Below are 17,794 nucleotides of genomic sequence, written 5' to 3' on the forward strand. Positions count from 1 at the left end.
GGATCAATCAGCCCTGGTTGCCAGCAACGGCAGCAGGAAAAATGGGGCGCAACTCGTCGAAAGCCCGGATAATGCGGTCGATCTGCTCAGGCGTATGCGCAGCGCTCACGCTGCAACGCACCAGTGCCTGCCCCCCTGGGGATGCCGGCGGAAGCACCAGATTCACATACACGCCATGCTCGATAAGAGTCTGCCAGAAGGCCACCCCCTCCTGAGGGGAGCCCAGCATGACCGGAATAACCGGGCTAGCTTGCGGACCGAGCCTATAACCAAGATCCGCCAACCCTTTATAGAGCTGACGAGCATTGGACCACAGGTGCTCGCGTAGCTCAGGTCGAGCTCGCATGGTCTTCAAGGATGCACGGACCGAAGCGATGGATGAAGGAGAAGGAGAAGCCGTGAAGATGTACGGGCGGCTGGCGTAGCGCAGCAGGTCCATTTCCGGATGGTGACTAACCGCGAATCCACCAATGGCACCCAGGCTCTTACTGAATGTGCCTAGGACGATGTCCACATCCGCTTCGACGCCCAGCTCTTCGGCCAACCCACGACCATGAGCTCCGAGGACACCAACAGAATGCGCCTCATCAACCAGCAAATAGCCGCCGAGGCGACGCTTCACGTCGACGATTTCTTTCAGCGGCGCTTGATCGCCCAGCATGCTATAGATGCCTTCGACGATAATGATGACATCCCGAGCACGCTCGCCCAGGCGCAGCATCCTGCGCTCCAAGTCGGCAGCATCGTTATGACGGAAACGAATGATTTCAGGCCCGCCAAGCTTGCAAGCGTCATAAATACTGGCGTGACAATCTGCATCGAGCAATACCAGATCACCGGGCCCGGCTAGAGTCCCGATCACGCCTAGATTCGCGAGATAACCGGTCGAAAAAACCATCGCTGAGCGGCGCTGGAAGAAATCGGCCAACTCGGCCTCAAGCGCCATGTGACTGCCGTAGCTACCATTAGCCATACGGGAACCAGTAGTGCCGGTACCCTCATGTTTCAATGACAACTGCGCAGCCTTGATGCTCTCAGGATCGAAAGTCAGCCCCAAGTAGTTATTGGTGCCAGCCAATACCACCTTGAAGTCGCCGATACGCCCTTCAGTCGGAGAAAAAATCTCGTCTATGCGAGTACCGAAGGGATTGAGTCCGCTCTGGACCAAGGCGGCACGGTCCTGAGCCAGCTTCTCAAACTTATCGAACAACGCCATTATCACCCTCCATCAACGAAAACACCGCCTGAGACAGTTGGGCAGGAGTACGCACGTCCGTCAGGATGTTCAGTGGTATGGAAATATCAAATTCATCTTCGAGCTCCATCAGTAGATCCATGATCTTGATGGACTCCAATCCTAGGTCTTCCACCAGATCAATATCTGGGGAGATGGCTTTTCCGGCCGGAGCCAGACGTTCCAGGTAGACCAATAGCCGTTCCAGTATCTTCTCTTGGGAAATCATCGTGAAATCCTTCAGGTTCTAGATGTGCCTTTTGCCTGACTAGAACCAACGTTCTTGCAAGGCCCGGCTTAACAAGATTTGCGGCTCCCATCCCAATGCTTTCTGGATGGGACCATTGCTGCAAGACCAATCAGAATGCGTCAGTTCACGCACCTTCGCAGGAGTCAACATCGGAGCACGATGAAAAAGTCGCGAAAAGTATAGGTTGAACCACGCCAAACCTCTTAACAGAGGCGTCGGAATGCTGAGCTGATGTACTGGGCCATTTCGAATTTCCGCCGCAATGGCCGCGATGCTGCTCCAGTCATACCCACCTTGTTGGCAATCGTTCAACTCGTAGGTACCGGACGGCGCTTCCGGCGCCACAAGCCATTTCAGCACAGCGTTGGCCAGATCCTCCACATGTATGAAGGAAAGCCTGGATTCACTTTCACCAAGGGTGAATAACCACCCACGGAGCAGCCACTCGAATAACGGCCGCATTTCTCGGTCGCCTGGCCCATAGACCGCTGTGGGCCGAAAAATGGTCACAGCAACATCTCTGGCAGCACTCCTGACCTGCTGCTCTGCTGCGTATTTAGAGGAAGCATACCAAGAAAGACCCGGATACCTTGCAGCGAGCGTAGACATTAATAGAAAGCGCTCACATGTACCAGCGTTCCGAGCCGACTCAATCAGACGCACACTACCCTCAGTGTTAATCTGATTGAACTCATCAGAGGAAGCGCCGCGTACTGCTCCTGCACAATGGATAACCGCATCAGCACCGGCAACGAGCTCATCAAGCGCATCGATATCTCCAAGCCCGCCATGCACCCACTCAGTAGCATCCTCTGAGCCGCCAGAATGGCGGCTCAAGGCTCGAACGTGAACACCCAAGTGGAGCAAACGTTGTCGCAGGACACTACCTATGAAGCCGGTCGCCCCCGTCAGGGCAACAATCCGAGCCATAAAGGTCTAACCGACTGCCATCGACAGCCCTGCCCCGGACTGAAGCTGCTCAAGATAACGCTTACGAGCCTCAGCACGGGAAGGTTTACCCGATGATGTGCGCGGAAGAGAATGCGGGGGGACAAGCTCAACCTTCGCAATAAGGCCAAACTCGCTGCTTATCATCCCAACCAAAGTTTGGACGAGGCGCTCCCTCTTTTCCGGGTCTGTCAAGCGACATTGGACCTGAACAACTACTTGCGGGTCCGAATCCGTTGGTATGAGGAAAACGATAACGTCCCCAGGTCGGACCTCAGGCTGGGTTTCAACTAGGTATTCGATATCTTGGGGCCAAATATTACGACCGCGGACAATCAGAAGATCTTTTCGTCTCCCAGTGATGAAAAGCTCTCCATTACTCAAGTACCCAAGATCGCCAGTATCGAGCCAATCTCCGTTTTTCACGGACTGGGTCGACTCCTCATCTCTGAAATAACTCGACATCAAACTGGGCCCCTGTAGCGTGACTTTCCCAACCTGGCGTTCGGCCAAAGGACGCCCAGCATCATCGCGGATTTCGAGCTTATGTCCAGAAAGAATCGAACCACAGTTTACAAATGTACTGGCTTTACTCTCATCGCCGTTGGCAAATGGCACAGCAACGGAGTGATGCTCCAGCTCCCAACGATCGACTCGGTCAATCTGTACGCCAGCACCGCGGCGAGCAAAAGTCACACCGAGAGTACTTTCAGCTAGGCCATAGCAAGGCAGGAAGGCATGCGCATCGAACCCAGAAGGAGCAAACTGCTCAGCAAATCGCTCCAACACCTCGGCACGAATGGGCTCGGCACCAATACCAGCCACACGCCAAGAAGACAGATCAAAGCGCGAAGCCTCGCTCTCACGGGCGCGGCGGGTACAAATATCATAGCCAAAAGGCGGTGAGAACGAGATGGTGCCACGATTTTGGCTGATCAGATTAAGCCACTGCCGCGGACGCATCGCGAAGTCCTGGGTACGCAGATAGTCTACAGACAGCTGCGATACCATAGGGCCGAGCACGAAACCTACCAACCCCATGTCATGATAAAAGGGTAGCCAGGACACGCAACGGTCGGAAGGCCGCACACCCAACCCCTCCCGCACCATTCCTTGCAGGTTCGCCATTGCCGCACGCTGCGTCACAACCACACCGCGAGGGAAACGAGTACTGCCCGACGTGTACTGAAGGTAGGCGATATCGTCAGGTTGCGGAGTCTCAAGATCCACACACGGAACATCAAGAGCTTTTATATCTTTGACAGAACCTATGAATAACGGCGCCAAAGTCGCAGCCGCCTCTTGAGCAAAAGGCATCCAATCTGCAGACCCAAGTATTGCGGATGGCTCACAGCTTTTTAGCAACCCTTTGAGCTTCTCAACATAAGAAGCATGACTACCCAAGCCTGAAGGGATAGGAAGAGGCACAGGGATGAAGCCAGCATACTGACAACCATAGAAGGCTTCCATGAAGCCGGGATCAGTATCAGCAATGAGCGCAACTCGATCGCCTTTCCTCAAGCCGAGGCCATGGAGGCGCTTAGCCAAAGCCAATGCTTCCCGCCTCAAAGCAGCATATTGCACGACAGCCGTCAGACGACAACGACCGTCATAAAAATTCATGCCAGTATGCCCAAGCGCCGCGTAATCAAGAGCCTCTGCAAGAGTCGAAAAATCCGCCAACCGCTGAGGCAGAACGTGTTGAGTTAGAGTCGCAGACATATAAAGTTTGGCCATCAGTTCAGTCCAGCGCAACGACTATACAATGCAGCAAGCCAATCGGCGAGGCTAGCAGCATGCCGGTCAGATCTGCCTAAAACGCCTCTTTGCAATAAAAATCACAAAAAGCACAAATCAATAGGGCCATCATCCAGCCCCTATAGTTTACCTTAATATGACACCGCGATAAAGCCTCTCCAACCAAGCGAGCGCAAACGTATTGCCTTACCCCCAGATAGCTGCTATGTAGGGACGTGAAAATCCAGATACGGACAGCCGCCTCCCGCACCGCACCCTTAGCCCCCACCCAACACAGACAAAAAAACCTAGGGTACGGACTATACAGAAAATTCAATGCAGAAGCTCTCAGCACGCGAACAACCCACCGAGCGCACCTAACAAAGCACAGTTCAATACAACGAAGCACCACCCCCAAGCAATACGAGACCAGTAGAATCCAAAAACCCCGGGGCGCCGATATCTTTTCATACAGAGCGCAACGACCAAGCGCATTCGAATGGCAGCAGAGTAACCATGACAGAAGGAGTGACACTACCGCATAATAGCGTCAAGCCAGTCCAATTCTCGCTATACAACCATCCCCACCATCCGGCTGGATGTTTTCCAATTTGCCACAGAAGATAACGTGCTGAGGGTTTCGCGCGTGGACCAGATCCGTCCCAGAGGCAATCAATTGATCGTCATCAAGCCCGTACTGAGTAAGTCTGACCTAGATCTCTTTATTCGACTGCCAGGCCTGCTCTATCGAAACGATCCCCATTGGATAGAGCCTCTTCATTTCGAACGCCGTCAACATCTTTCCCCAAAGAACCCTGTTTTCGGTCACCTGAAATGGCAAGCCTGGATCGCATGGGCAGGCGACAAACCTGTAGGCCGCATCACCGCCCAGGTCGACACCCTGCATCGCCAATTACATGGCAATGATACAGGCCACTTTGGCATGCTAGAGGCCATAGACGACCCCGCCGTCTTTGAAAGCCTCATGTCTACAGCGGAAAGCTGGCTCCAACAGGAGGGCGCACACCGAATAACCGGCCCCTTCAACCTAACCATTAACGAAGAAAGCGGTCTACTGATCGAAGGATTTGATGAGCCCCCATGCGCACTTATGGGACACAGCAAGCCATATTATGGAACCAGGATAGAAGGCCTTGGCTACCAACCAGCTGTGGATCTATTGGCCTACTGGATGCGGACGGACGAACTAAATTTCCCCCCTCCCATTCGCCGCATGATGGATCGAGTACGCGATCGCGTAACCATCAGAGCGCTTAATCGCAAAAACTTCCAAGCTGAAATCAAGATTTTACGCGACATTTTCAATGATGCCTGGGCCAATAACTGGGGATACATCCCCTTCACCGAGGCCGAATTTGAAGAACTAGGAAAAAACCTAAAACTACTTGTACCAGGCGATTTATTATATATAGCCGAGGTCGATGGGGAACCGAGCGCCTTTATTGTGGCGCTACCCAACATCAACGAAGCGATTGCCCCCTTGAAAGGACGCCTCCTGCCGTTCGGCTGGCTACGCTTACTATGGAAAATGAAGGTACAAGGTGTTAGCACTGCCCGAGTACCATTAATGGGCGTCCGCCAGATGCACCAACACAGCCGCCTCGGCCCCACCCTGGCACTTCTTTTGATCGAGGCCCTATATACCCCATTTGTCAAACATGGAATTCAATCACTTGAAATGTCTTGGATTTTAGAAAGCAACACCGGCATGCGCAATATTCTTGAACACATCGGTGCTTACATCTACAAACGTTATCGTGTCTATGAAAAGCGAATTTGATGAAAAGAAATATGCCGCCTTAGTACTGGCGGCAGATAGGCATTCCGGAGACGTGGTGGCTGCCGCGACCGGGGCAGAGTGTAAAGCATTGGCACCAGTTGGCGGCGTACCAATGGTCCATAGGGTTATAAAAACCTTGCAAATGAGCAGCCTTGTGAATCGCATTACCTTAGTCGGCCCCTCCCGCGCGCTACTTCGCAAAGATGCTGAAATCGAAAATCTCCTAGCAACAAATCAGCTAGGCTGGTTGGAAAATGCCGCCTCCCCAAGTACAAGCGCCGCGCGTGCGTTAGAAAAGGAAGATCCACACCAACCAGTTCTCATCACAACAGCGGATCACGCACTTCTCAGGCCAGCAATCGTCGACTACTTTCTCGAGCAAGCCAATGCCAGCGGATGCGACTTCGTTGTAGGCCTAGCCCGACTGGAAACCGTTCAAGCACGCTTCCCCGATACCAAAAGAACCGCTACGAAACTCCGAGGCGGGCCTTACTGCGGATGTAATCTGTTTGCTTTCGCAAGTGAGCGAAGCCGAAACCTTGCGGTTTTTTGGCGCAAAATAGAACAGGAACGCAAGCACCCACGACGCGTAATTGCTGGAGCACTCGGTGTAAGTGCCGCTTTACGCTATCTACTTGGGAGTTTGACACTAGAGCAAGCGCTGGTACGACTATCCCGCAAGCTCGATGTTAAAATTGGAGCGGTTATCCTGCCATTTGCTGAAGCTGCCGTTGATGTGGATTCAACAGCCGATCTTTTTTTAGTTGAGAAAGTCTTGGCCGAGGAATCCGCGCAACCTTCAACCCAACACTAATTACCCTTGTGCTCGCCGCCCCGAGCGTTCTAAATAATCTTGGCCGGCGAGCGGAGCCCCCAACTCGCCAGATCGATCAGACCAAGCCCTCACTGCGGCGGGTTGTAGCAATATAGAGAATACTTGCAGGTTGCAGAGAAAGACTTGCTTGACAAGAGCAAGCAGCCTCATGCGCAACCTGCCTCAGCCCCGCCAGGAATCACTCACGATAGTTCTGCTTGCGCTTGCCGACTTACTCGGCACCAGAGAAGCCCCCAACTAATACATCAAGGCTCAAGCAGAACATAAACTATTTAAGCAGATAGCTAGGATTTATTCAGAGCCTAGATCATCGGATCATTAGCAAAATAATCCGATGAAGAAGGCGATCAGGCGAGCTTGCCACCCTTAGTTGCCAGCCTCTTTTACCCCTTTCCAGAGGCGAGCCTTAACCTGGACTGACTCCAAGTCGCCCGGAAAGTCTAGTTCCCCCCAACTTAGTCCTTCGATGGACTGAACAAAAACCTGGCCCGAGGCCTGAGCCAACTGATCAATGATGCTCAGGTACCAACGCTTAAGCGCTTCCGGCTTGCGCATATTTTCCTCGAGCGCTTTTCGGAACATCGCCGCCCCCTCCGGGCGGAAATACATCATGCCTATTGACTCACCATCGACAGTATCGAGAGGCAATGTTTTTCCAACCCGTGTCAGCCTATCTCCATCCAGGCAGACTTTCATATCATCACTGTCATAGCTAGATTTTTTATCGATCGCAAGCGTGATAGGCCTGGCAGGAGCCTCCAACAAACGCTGCAAAACCGGCAAATCAAAGAGGGTGTCGCCATTCAAGAGAATAAAATCATCCTGCATGGCCTGGCGAGCCATCCAACAACTTGCAAGATTGTCTGCCACCTCGAAGAAAGGGTTGAATAATGTAAAGATGAAGCCCTCGCCATATCGGTCGTTCAGCACACGCTCAACTTGATCAGCCCCATAGCCAACTACCACCGTAATATGCCGCACGCCAACAGCGAGCAACCCATCGACCTGCCATTCAATGACGGTACGCCCTGCGACTTCAATCAAACACTTAGGCCTACTCTCAGTGAAAGGAAGAAGGCGACGTCCTTGGCCAGCACTTAAAATTATTGCCCTGCGGGGCTCACTCCGCTCGAATTGATTCATGCCGTCTCCTGCATTGAAAAAACTCAACCACCATTAAGCAGCTGATCAAGATGGGCTACCCAGATAGCTCGCCACAATACTGACATACTGGTACGATGATTCGCCACTCGTGCCAGCAAGCTGGCTCAGCACACTACCTAGCTGATAGGATGGTTGGCCGCCCATACTGACATACTGCTATGCTGTGACGCCAGCCGAACCCACATGCAGGCAGGTACTCATGCTGGCGAATTGGCATTTCGCACATTAGACGGGCACAGTTAGCGCGCGCTTGGCCCCCCAAAAGGCTCATGAGTTCATGCTTCTGATTGAGCGTTACATCATCTCTGAAACACGCCGACCACTGATGGTCATGGTGGGAATTCTCACCTTCATCTTTGCTAGCTATTCATCCGAGCGCTATCTCGCAGAAGCCGCGAATGGAACTTTGGCACTAGATGTCGTCATGGATATTGTATTCTACAAGGTTTTGATTGCACTTGAGGTCTTAATTCCCGTTGCACTCTATGTAACAGTAGTTTTAAGCCTAGGCAGGCTATATCACGATACAGAAATGACTGCCATGTCTGCATCAGGGATAAGCCCAGCGCGCATCTATCAAGCGATCACCCTGCTGGCGATTCCTATTGCGATTGCCGTAGCATTGCTATCCATGTACGGCAGGCCATGGGCTTATGCCAATGCATATGATCTCGAACAACAATCTAAAACCGACCTCGATGTTAAGCATTTGCTACCAGAACGGTTTAACGTCAACGAAGAAAACGGTCGCATGATCCTAGCGGATCAAATTGATCGCAATACGGGACGACTTCAAGACATCCTGATTTTTGACGCAGGACAGCAAAGTACGCACCTTTTCCGAGCCCAGGAAGCATGGATTGCAGACCCTAATCCGAGCAACCCGGTTCTGGAGCTTAAGAAAGGCAATACTTATTCGCTCGAGCACATCGGCACTCGAGATCAGCAGATGTCCTTCGACAAAATGACGCTGCGCCTCACCCCCATCGAGCCTACAGCAGATTTTCGGCGGAAGGCAGCCTCGTCTAACAACCTAAAAAGCTCAAGGGAACTTGCAGACAAAGCCGAACTACAATGGCGCCAGTCCCGCGGACTTAGTACGCTGTTATTGGCTTTGCTTGCTGTGCCACTTAGCCGGACTGCACCCCGGCGTGGGCGATTTTCCACTCTACTACCCGTTGCGGTGGTATTCGCATTAGTTTTCTATGCGGGCGATATTTGTAAGAATCTCGTAGCCAAAGGCAATTTGCCTCTGTCACCCGGGCTATGGTCAATCCCACTTCTGATGGGGATCGCGCTGACTCTATTCATAGCGCGCGATGTGCTCAATGCCCGGATCCGGTTCAGATGAAAATTATCGACAAGTATCTTTTTGTAAATATTTTTCTTGGCTTCGCAGCAGCAGCTGCATTGCTGCTCCCCTTGTTCAGTACTTTGGATCTGGTCAGCGAACTGGATGATGTCAGCGAAGGGGGCTATCGGCTGATACAGGCAGTCGAGGTCGTAATCATGACCCTGCCCCGACGAGCAGTGGAGTTGGGGCCCTTCATCGCACTACTAGGTGGTATCGCAGCACTCGGCCAGCTTGCCTTGAGCCAAGAGCTGACAACACTCCGAGCAGCGGGGATTTCCGCCACGCGTATAGGGCTTACGACTTTGGCCGCAGGAGCAGTCTTGGCACTGATGCTCGGTGCAGCTGATGAATTCATAGCTTCACCTCTTCAACAAAAAGCTCTGCAGCTTCGCACCCAAGCCATCGCCTCTGCAGACAAGGGTTCCGGCAAGGAAGGTAGCGTATGGGCTCGAAAAGACAAACAAGTAGTGAGAATTGGAAACTTGCGCCTTGGGCGCATTCCAACCCACATAGAAATATTCAACTTTGATGAATCCGACCGGCTAGAGGAATATATTTTTGCGGATTATGCGGACATCCAACCGGATGGAATATGGCGACTCAATAATGTCCAGCTGAAACGCTGGAGCGACGGAAAGGAGAGTATCCAACAACTTGACCAGATGCCGTGGCAGTCCGTTCTTCGTGATACCCGGCTGAAAGAGGTCACCCTCCCTGCTGAGAGTCTTTCGGCCAGCCAACTTCATCGCTACGTGCAATTCCTGAAGAACACCGGGCAGCCTGCTGCGCAATATGAAGTTGCCTTATGGCAAAAATTGGGTCTTCCACTTCTGACCTTGGCAATGATTCTCTTTTCGGTCCCATTCACCTTTGCACAGGTGCGCTCAACAGGATTAGGGGGCAAACTTGCGCTCGGCGCAATCGTGGGGCTATTGATTTATGTGTCAAACCAGATCGTGGTAAATCTTGGCTTGCTACTCAAATTTAATGCCCTCGCTGTTGCCATCTTGCCTGCACTCATTCTGCTTGCAGCGGCTGTAGCCATAGTGCACCGATTTGACCGCGGGCATTCCTAATGTCTTTAAGAGAAAAATGCAGTCATACTCGCCAGCTAATGCTTATAACTATTGCGCCCTATAGACCGAAGTATTAAACCATGACAATACGTGTTCACCTTGTAGGCAACTGTAATGTTCGTTTGTGGGGACTCACCTCCAGGGAACGGCTGCAACGAACTCTCAAGAAGTTCCCTAAGGCCCTATTGTCCGCAGAAAACGAATCCCTCCCCCAGAATGGGAGTGTCCTGCTCTTACGCGAAGACTATCTGTATGACGATCGGGTCCTGAAAGGGCTTCTGGACACCGAGGATGTTGCTTTGGAAGATCCCCGCGATGGAACAATCGTCGCAGCACATCTGCCTGCCCAGAAACTGACTGATATACCCCAGCTTGCAGGTCCCGCCATCGAAAGTCTGCGCACGGTTCGCCCCGACACGATCGCATCAGGCATGCAAGAACAGCTACGCAAGTTCGATCAGCCATGGGTGGCCCGTATCACCGATAGCAATCGTAAACGTCTGGAAAAATCGCTGTTCAATGGTGCCTATAAAGGCGTCACGGACTTCATTACGAGAGGCGTTTGGCCTGTTCCCGCGCGCTGGGCTACTGCACTATGCATACGCCTCGGGCTGAGCCCGAACCATGTCACCGGGGCGAGCTACGTGCTGGCATTCCTCGCTGGCTGCCTGTTTTGGCAGGGGTACTATGGGCTGGGCTTGCTCGCGGGCTGGATCATGACATTTCTGGATACGGTGGATGGCAAGCTGGCACGTGTCACGGTCACCTCGACCCGCTTCGGTAATATCTTCGACCACGCCCTGGATCTCGTTCATCCCCCGCTCTGGTATATAGCTTGGGGCATGGGAATGGCTGCGACTTGGAACTGGAGCATTCCTCTATCAGCTGTGTTCTGGATCATTCTTATCGGTTACGTAGGTGGGCGCCTATGTGAAGGTGCTTTCCAGTTTGCCGCCCCCTTCTCTCTGTTCATCTGGCAACCTTTCGACTCACTGAATCGCCTGATAACCGCGCGTCGCAATCCGAACCTGTTGATCATGACTCTTGCCTGGCAAGCGAATGCCAGTGATGTCGGCTTACTCTTGGTGATGGCATGGACTGTCATTTCGACACTGGTACTCGCGGTTCGAGTGATCCAAGGCATCACTCTCCGTAGCCACGGAGAGAAACTTCAGCCATGGTTGAGCCAAATCGACCTCCAGGCCGAGGGACGACGTCCTGTTGTTCGCCTCTTCGCTCCACGTTCCGGACTGAGCGATGCTTGACACAGCAAAATGGACGCCCTCTCGTGTGGGAATCTTGTTAAATCCACACAGCGGGCGTAACAAACAGCATCTCTCTACCCTACGGATGCTCTCAACCTCGATACCTGGTGCACTGTTGCAGGAAGTATCCACTCCCCAAGAGATGGAAGATGCACTGCGCCGTTGGCAGCTAACCCCCCTGGATCTCTTAGTGATCATGGGGGGGGATGGGACCCTCCAGGCAACGCTGACAACGCTCCTACTGGATCAGGCCAGCAGCCTTCCAAGGTTGGTGGTCGTGCCCGGTGGTACAACCAACATGAGCGCTGCCGATATTGGCGCACGCCTGAAGCCCGTTCCCGCACTACAGGCCCTCAACGCATGGTTGCATGGTAGCGGAAAGGCCCCCAAAACCATGCAACGTGCGGTCTTGAGAGTAGATGCCGGGACGAGCCCCGGCCCACAATTCGGGATGTTTTTTGGAGTTGGCGCCGTGGTTAGCGGTGTGCGCTATTTCCATCAGCAGATCCGCCCAACTGGTGTGCGTGGGTCCTTGGGGCCGGCATTGGCCCTCGGACGGCTGCTGTTCTCACTGCTTCGCAACAAGCCACACCCTCTTTTACCGGCCATGCCGGCCCATATCAGCGCTGAACATGCGAAGTGGCAATATGACTGGCTGTTGGTATTGGCCTCAACGCTTGACCGCCTACTCGTTGGCTCTCGCCCCTACTGGGGATCAGAGAAAGGTCCGGTTCACTTCACGGCCGTCATCAATCGTCCTCAGCGCCTCTTCAGGGTCTTGCCATCCCTATTGGCTGGACGGGGTGCATCAGTGGCTCGAGAGCAAGATGGATACATCAGCCACAATCTCAACTCACTGACACTGACCGATGTAACCGATTTCATACTCGATGGGGAGCTTTTCAAAGCGCATGAACCTATACGAGTCTCCGCTACTGAACCTCTCAGCTTCCTGACATTCTGAGCCAAGCCGATGCGTACCCCCCTATCCCAGACAGCACCTCCGGCGCCTTTGCTCGCTGAAGTTGCCCAGCAATGCGCTCAGCCCGTTGCCAAGGAGCTGCACACGCTCTGCCAAGAGGTGCGCTCTCGTTTCGGCGACGGCCTCGTAGCGCTCCTGTTCTATGGCTCGTGCCTGCGCAGCGGCGATCCGACCGAGGGGCTAGTCGATCTCTATGCCGTTGTCGACGACTACTCTCACGCGCATGCGAACCGCTTACTGCAAATGGCGAATGCCTGGCTCCCACCCAACGTTTTCCTGCTGCAAGCACACACAGAAGACAAGCGTGTATTGCAAGCAAAATGTGCCGTATTGTCCTTGAAGGATCTCGAGCAAGGGACCAGCTCCTGGTTCCAGAGCTATCTTTGGGGGCGTTTTGCTCAGCCATCCCGTTTGGTCTACTGTCGGGATGGTCACGTCGAGCAGCGTATACATCGCGCCCTGGCTCAAGCAGTCATAACCCTTCTGAATCAAACTCTGCCTTGCCAAAGTGGGCAATTTGATAGCCAGACCCTCTGGCAGCGAGCCTTGGCACTGAGTTACGGCACCGAGCTACGCCCGGAGTCGGCAAATCGCCCCACACAACTTGCACAGCATTACAAAGATTATTATCGAAGTCTGACCCGTGCAGCCGTACCGGCCATTACCGGACTGGAACTCGTCTCTGGTCAGACAGATACCTATCGAAGCCAACTGCCTCCTGGTTCCTGCGAAGAGAATATCAAGCGCTGGAAATTGAGGCGCTTGCAGGGCCGAGTTCTAAACGTGGCGCGCTTGGTGAAATCGTTCTTCACCTTCGAGAATGGCGTTGATTACGTGGTGTGGAAACTGGAACGACATCTCGGGGAACCCATCGAAATTACTCCTCGCCTACGCCGCTTCCCCCTTATCTTCGGCTGGCCTCTACTTTGGCGACTGCTTAAAGATCGACGCCTGCATTAAACATGCATTAACTTTGCTCAGCTCGGATATGTGGCCGACTACCAGCGCGACACTCAGGCATCGAGTGAGCTGGGCAATCGGTGAAACTTTGGAAGACATGGACATGATTTCCTGATGTACATGCATGGGAGTATCGTGTCCGAGTCATGACAGAAATCATGACGAAAATCATTGTGCTGCAGCATGATGCGTCTGGCTTATTTCAGTAACGGTCTCGCAAGTTCTGACCGCTCAATGTATCTGCAGGAGGTACAAAGAAAGTGGGAAATACCAATGAAAGCGTCGTAGTCCCTGCGCCAAAGCGTAAACGCAAGCATCGTCCTAGCGTTGCCATCGGCCTATGGATCATAAAGCGCTTGGAAAAAGCCATTCGGCATTACTCGGCTTCGACCGTGGGTAACACTCCTTTCTTTGACCCCCGGATGTTTCCTTGGGCACCTAAACTCGAAGCCAATTGGGAAACTGTCCGCAAGGAACTGGATCAAGTTCTGAAGAATCAGGATCGCATTCCCAACTTCCAGGACATCTCCAAGGATCAGAAAAACCTTACTCAGGATGACCGCTGGAAAACATTCTTTCTCTATGGGTATGGGTACAAGATGGAGGGCAATTGCGCGCTTTGCCCTGAAACCACCAAGCTCGTCGAGTCTGTACCTGGGATGTATACCGCGTTCTTCTCGGTTCTAGCACCAGGCAAACACATTCCGCCACATCGTGGCCCCTACAATGGGCTGCTACGTGCACACCTGGGGTTGATCGTGCCCGAGCCGAAGGAAAAATGCCGCATTCAGGTTGGCGACCAAACCCAGCATTGGGAAACCGGCAAGTGCATGGTCTTTGACGACACCTACAGACATCAGGTTTGGAACGATACCGATGGCACTCGTGTCGTTCTTTTCTTGGATATCAAACGACCACTGGCCTGGCCGGGTTCGCTCCTCAATCGAATTATCCTGCAGCTTATCCGCTGGTCTCCCTATATCCAGGACGCACGCCGCAATCATCGCGCGTGGGAACAAGGGCTCGAGCGCTAGCTATCGCTCTGTGTGCAACCGGATACCTATGAGCCTTTTCACACCTATCTAAGCAGCAGGATGAGAAAGGCCAAGTGGATGGACTGCAAGCTGGCGTTGAGCTTCGCTGGCAGTTCTTCCACAGCCCCCGTACTTCTCAACCGGGCGACCAAGCACACCCAGCATGGCAGCTCACCGAACCTAGCAATCCGGCATGCTCTCCTTCGTCACGGGGATGGCGCAAAACAGTCCTTTCGTATCCAACGCAATCTAGAGCCTGATACCAGACAATTTCTTTCCGGCATCGTAGTCCTAGTCACTAGCGCTATCCGAGCTCTTCACGCCATTCACGTCAACGATCAGAAGGCTTATCAAGATTTGCCTGTTTAGTATAAGCCGCACTGCCTAATCCTTAAGCGCCGCCCCCGAACGCTACCAGTGGCCGGCTCGCCCCAGTGGCTGAAGCACGAGCGCGGCGTGAATCACTTGAACAGAGTAGCTGGGCAACAGGTGCCACCGGCAGCCGCTTTCGAGCAGGTGGAACACCTCATACATGTGGGACTTGCTCCACACCATGAATAGCGGCTTGACTTGACTGATATCGTTGGGATGTTACGTCTTTCGCATGGGGATTTTCTCAATGCGAAGATCTTGAATGGACTCTGAAGAGTAAGGATCAAACCTTATCCGACAGATGATGCAAGGCCTGATTCTCGCAAGGACGGATAAGATTTTCATGGCAGGAAGGGAATCTGGTTTCCCTCCCTGCATTTAAGCGAGCCTGCTCTCCCCCTGATCGGCTATCGATCAGGAGACAAGCCTTTCAGCCTCGACTACACACCGAATCGCTTGCAAGGCACGAGCTCGAGATGTAGCGAGAAGGTCCGGAGTAAGTCCCGGCAACCGCTCCAGTCCATGCGGCAAGGAGCTTATGCCCAGAGACAGATGGACCTCCTCAATCCGCCGCTCTCGGTTGAACCAGCCTGCTTCGATCACCCGGTCGTACAACCGGCCCAGGATATGCTGCTGCCGTGGTACGCCACGGCTACCGGCCACCCGATCAACAACACCCAAGCGTTTCTCGATGGCATGCAGCAGCTTGGCTTGCCAATTCCGACGCATAGGCAGAGGGTAAACCGCGACCGGCCGTCCTGTCATAACGGCCTCGGTGGCCATGGATACGCTTTCCCCGGTCACGATGAAGGCATCGGCCAGAGCCAAGAGTGCACGATAGGGATTTTCCTCGCCACTACCATAACGGTAGCTCCATACCGGTACATCCAGAGCGCCCAACAACGCATCGGTAGCATCATTCCCCGTACGCGGACTGGTCGACACCAATAAAGACCCACCATTGGCCCGTACGGCCGCACTGGCCTCAAGGCCAAGAACCCTGGCAGCCTGTGTATCGAGTCGATAGGGCATTTTGCTGCCGCCCACTAGCACGGCGACCCAAGGGCGCGGCAGATGGGCGAAGCGCTGCTTCCAAACATTCAGTTCGGTGGGATCGAGTTCCTGCTCGGTGACGAAGGGCGCCGGCAAATCGACCACGTTGTCGCGTAGAGGCAGGCCGTATTGCGGAGTCGTCACCACCAAATCGAACTGCGACAGCGGCGCGCAGGGCCGGCCCAGCACCACCAGGCGACTGTGGCCGCCAGAGCGGCACCGGATCGCCTGGGACAGCGACACCGTGCGCTTGCCGGCACTCAGCACCAGATCCGGCCAGGGCGCCCTCAACTCCTTCGCACAGGTGCCGAAACGCTTAATCTCATAGGGCCAGCCCAGGGAATCGGCAACCTGCAGCAGCTGGGCGTTGTCCCCGGCATGCTTGCCTTCCAGCACCCAGACCCGCGGTGGCTGCCCGCTTTCGCAGCGCCGGGCGTAGTCAGCCCGATAAGTTTTGATCTTGCCTTCCGGATCGCGGCAGTCGAGCTGCCAGCTATGTCCCGGGTAACGCAGGGCGATACGTCTCAGCAGGGTACGCCAGCCGGCCAAAGTCCCGACCATCGAGCCCTTCGGCCCCGGCTCGGCCTTGACGAATACAGCTCGACGGGAAAAACGAAACAGCCGGTCCAGCACCCAGGGCAGATCCTCCACCGGCAGCCGCTCGAGGCCGCAGACGGCGACCGCGTCCTGCGGCGCCAGCTCGTCCCTCCGAAGTTGATCAGGAAGCCAGTGGACCAGCTCCAGGCCAGGGTTCTGCAGCTCATGCCAGGGACCGATCAGGGCCAAGCTCTCGGCACCGAACTCGCGGGCCTGCCGATAGAGTTCCTCGGACAGCGCTTCCGGCCCCCACCCCTGAGGAGCGCAGGCCGTAGCAAAAGCCGGGGTCGGCTGCTCGGCGGTGTAGATCTCATAGCCCTCGGCGTCGGCGGCCTGCTCCAGGCTGAGGAAATACTCGGCGAACGGGTTGATGTGGTAGGAATATTGGTCAGGTGTCGGCCGCCAGGGCTGCAGGTGCAGCGCCGTGTAATGCAGAAGCTTGGACTGGCCATGGCGGTACTCCAGGTCCCGGGCGTGCCAGTCCGGATCGAGGGCGCCCCAGCGCCCCGGCTCGGCGGCCGCCTCGGCGCACAGGCTCTTCTTGGTTTCGCGGCAGGCCTTGGTGAAGGTCCAGCAACGGGCCATGCACTCGCAGTCGATCAGCATCACTGCTGTGTCCTGGGGCGACAACGCCAGGTAGCCGTGCTCCCCCATGGATTGATCGAACAGCTCGGCGGGATCGGCAGTGAAGATCTGGTCAACGTCGGTGTAAATCGCCCTGCCATGGCAACCGGCGAGATAAGGAATAGCGAAGCGATAGTTGGTGAAACCGGTGCGCCAGCCGCGCTGCTCGAATCCGGGCAGGCCGGTCATGCGATAGACCTCGTAGCGCCGGTTGGGATCGCGCACCCGCTGCAAGGAATAGAAGAAGATCCGCTCGGCGCGGTACTGCTCCGGCTGGGTGCCAAGGAAGATGCGTACGGCGGGGGCTTCAGGCGAACCAGGCTGGGCATCCAGGACGACGGGCGTTATGATCGGCACCCCTGCCGGAATCCCCGTGCTGCCGTTGTTGGAAACGGAAGAGTTCAACGGCCGATTGGCTCGGATTTGATGATCTGATTTGAACAACTTCCGCACTGCCGAACTATTTTCAAGTGCAAAAAAAGCCATGCATCCCTCATGCTGTTATTTG

At 54.4% G+C, this 17,794-nt stretch carries 14 protein-coding genes; 8 read left to right on the forward strand and 6 right to left on the reverse strand.

Features of this window, described 5'->3' with window-relative positions; genetic code table 11:
• Nucleotides 1–7: 7 nt before the first annotated feature.
• Genes spt through ACFOJE_RS21630 form a run of 4 tightly spaced genes read right to left on the reverse strand, consistent with a single transcriptional unit; the run spans nt 8 to nt 4,169 of the window.
• Nucleotides 8–1,216, reverse strand: a complete 1,209-nt coding sequence (gene spt, locus ACFOJE_RS21615) for a serine palmitoyltransferase (protein ID WP_377817089.1) — start codon at nt 1,214–1,216, stop codon at nt 8–10.
• Complete coding sequence (locus tag ACFOJE_RS21620; RefSeq protein WP_377817090.1) at nt 1,200–1,463, reverse strand: acyl carrier protein; 264 nt, start codon at nt 1,461–1,463, stop codon at nt 1,200–1,202. Before ACFOJE_RS21620 ends, spt begins: the two co-directional genes overlap by 17 nt.
• 39 nt (nt 1,464–1,502) lie before the next feature.
• The gene (locus ACFOJE_RS21625; RefSeq protein ID WP_377817091.1) at nt 1,503–2,414 is read right to left on the reverse strand and encodes an NAD-dependent epimerase/dehydratase family protein; all 912 of its coding nucleotides are present in this window, start codon (nt 2,412–2,414) and stop codon (nt 1,503–1,505) included.
• Nucleotides 2,415–2,420: 6 nt separating this feature from the next.
• Nucleotides 2,421–4,169, reverse strand: a complete 1,749-nt coding sequence (locus ACFOJE_RS21630; protein WP_377817093.1) for a fatty acyl-AMP ligase — start codon at nt 4,167–4,169, stop codon at nt 2,421–2,423.
• A gap of 646 nt (nt 4,170–4,815) precedes the next feature.
• Between ACFOJE_RS21630 and ACFOJE_RS21635 the strand changes: the two genes are divergently transcribed.
• Entirely contained in the window at nt 4,816–5,970 is a 1,155-nt protein-coding gene (locus tag ACFOJE_RS21635) for an N-acetyltransferase (RefSeq protein WP_377817094.1), read from the forward strand.
• On the forward strand, nt 5,954–6,784 hold the full coding sequence (locus tag ACFOJE_RS21640) for a nucleotidyltransferase family protein (RefSeq protein ID WP_377817095.1): 831 nt from the start codon (nt 5,954–5,956) through the stop codon (nt 6,782–6,784). Before ACFOJE_RS21635 ends, ACFOJE_RS21640 begins: the two co-directional genes overlap by 17 nt.
• Before the next feature lie 387 nt (nt 6,785–7,171).
• On the opposite strand, the gene ACFOJE_RS21645 is transcribed toward ACFOJE_RS21640, so the two are convergent.
• Nucleotides 7,172–7,948, reverse strand: coding sequence for a phosphocholine cytidylyltransferase family protein (locus tag ACFOJE_RS21645; protein WP_377817097.1), 777 nt, complete (start codon nt 7,946–7,948; stop codon nt 7,172–7,174).
• A gap of 298 nt (nt 7,949–8,246) precedes the next feature.
• Here ACFOJE_RS21645 and lptF point away from each other — a divergent pair, with 298 nt between their 5' ends.
• The 6 genes from lptF to ACFOJE_RS21675 all read left to right on the forward strand — a co-directional run bounded on the left by lptF (nt 8,247) and on the right by ACFOJE_RS21675 (nt 14,640).
• Nucleotides 8,247–9,320, forward strand: coding sequence for an LPS export ABC transporter permease LptF (gene lptF, locus ACFOJE_RS21650; RefSeq protein WP_377817099.1), 1,074 nt, complete (start codon nt 8,247–8,249; stop codon nt 9,318–9,320).
• Nucleotides 9,317–10,399, forward strand: a complete 1,083-nt coding sequence (gene lptG, locus ACFOJE_RS21655) for an LPS export ABC transporter permease LptG (protein WP_377817101.1) — start codon at nt 9,317–9,319, stop codon at nt 10,397–10,399. Before lptF ends, lptG begins: the two co-directional genes overlap by 4 nt.
• Before the next feature lie 80 nt (nt 10,400–10,479).
• Nucleotides 10,480–11,664 carry a CDP-alcohol phosphatidyltransferase family protein gene (locus ACFOJE_RS21660; RefSeq protein WP_377817102.1) on the forward strand — a complete coding sequence of 395 codons (1,185 nt, stop codon included), beginning with the start codon at nt 10,480–10,482 and terminating at the stop codon, nt 11,662–11,664.
• Complete coding sequence (locus ACFOJE_RS21665) at nt 11,657–12,628, forward strand: diacylglycerol/lipid kinase family protein (RefSeq protein ID WP_377817103.1); 972 nt, start codon at nt 11,657–11,659, stop codon at nt 12,626–12,628. The genes ACFOJE_RS21660 and ACFOJE_RS21665 overlap by 8 nt, the downstream gene beginning before the upstream one ends.
• Nucleotides 12,629–12,637: 9 nt before the next feature.
• Nucleotides 12,638–13,606 carry a hypothetical protein gene (locus tag ACFOJE_RS21670; protein ID WP_377817104.1) on the forward strand — a complete coding sequence of 323 codons (969 nt, stop codon included), beginning with the start codon at nt 12,638–12,640 and terminating at the stop codon, nt 13,604–13,606.
• A gap of 260 nt (nt 13,607–13,866) precedes the next feature.
• A complete protein-coding gene (locus ACFOJE_RS21675; RefSeq protein ID WP_377817105.1) occupies nt 13,867–14,640 on the forward strand; it encodes an aspartyl/asparaginyl beta-hydroxylase domain-containing protein in 774 nt (257 codons plus the stop codon).
• 786 nt (nt 14,641–15,426) lie between these two features.
• Here ACFOJE_RS21675 and ACFOJE_RS21680 read toward each other — a convergent pair.
• Complete coding sequence (locus ACFOJE_RS21680) at nt 15,427–17,772, reverse strand: ELM1/GtrOC1 family putative glycosyltransferase (protein ID WP_377817106.1); 2,346 nt, start codon at nt 17,770–17,772, stop codon at nt 15,427–15,429.
• Nucleotides 17,773–17,794 lie beyond the last annotated feature (22 nt).

The sequence above is a fragment of the Azotobacter bryophylli genome (assembly GCF_042643485.1).
GTDB lineage: Bacteria > Pseudomonadota > Gammaproteobacteria > Pseudomonadales > Pseudomonadaceae > Azotobacter > Azotobacter bryophylli.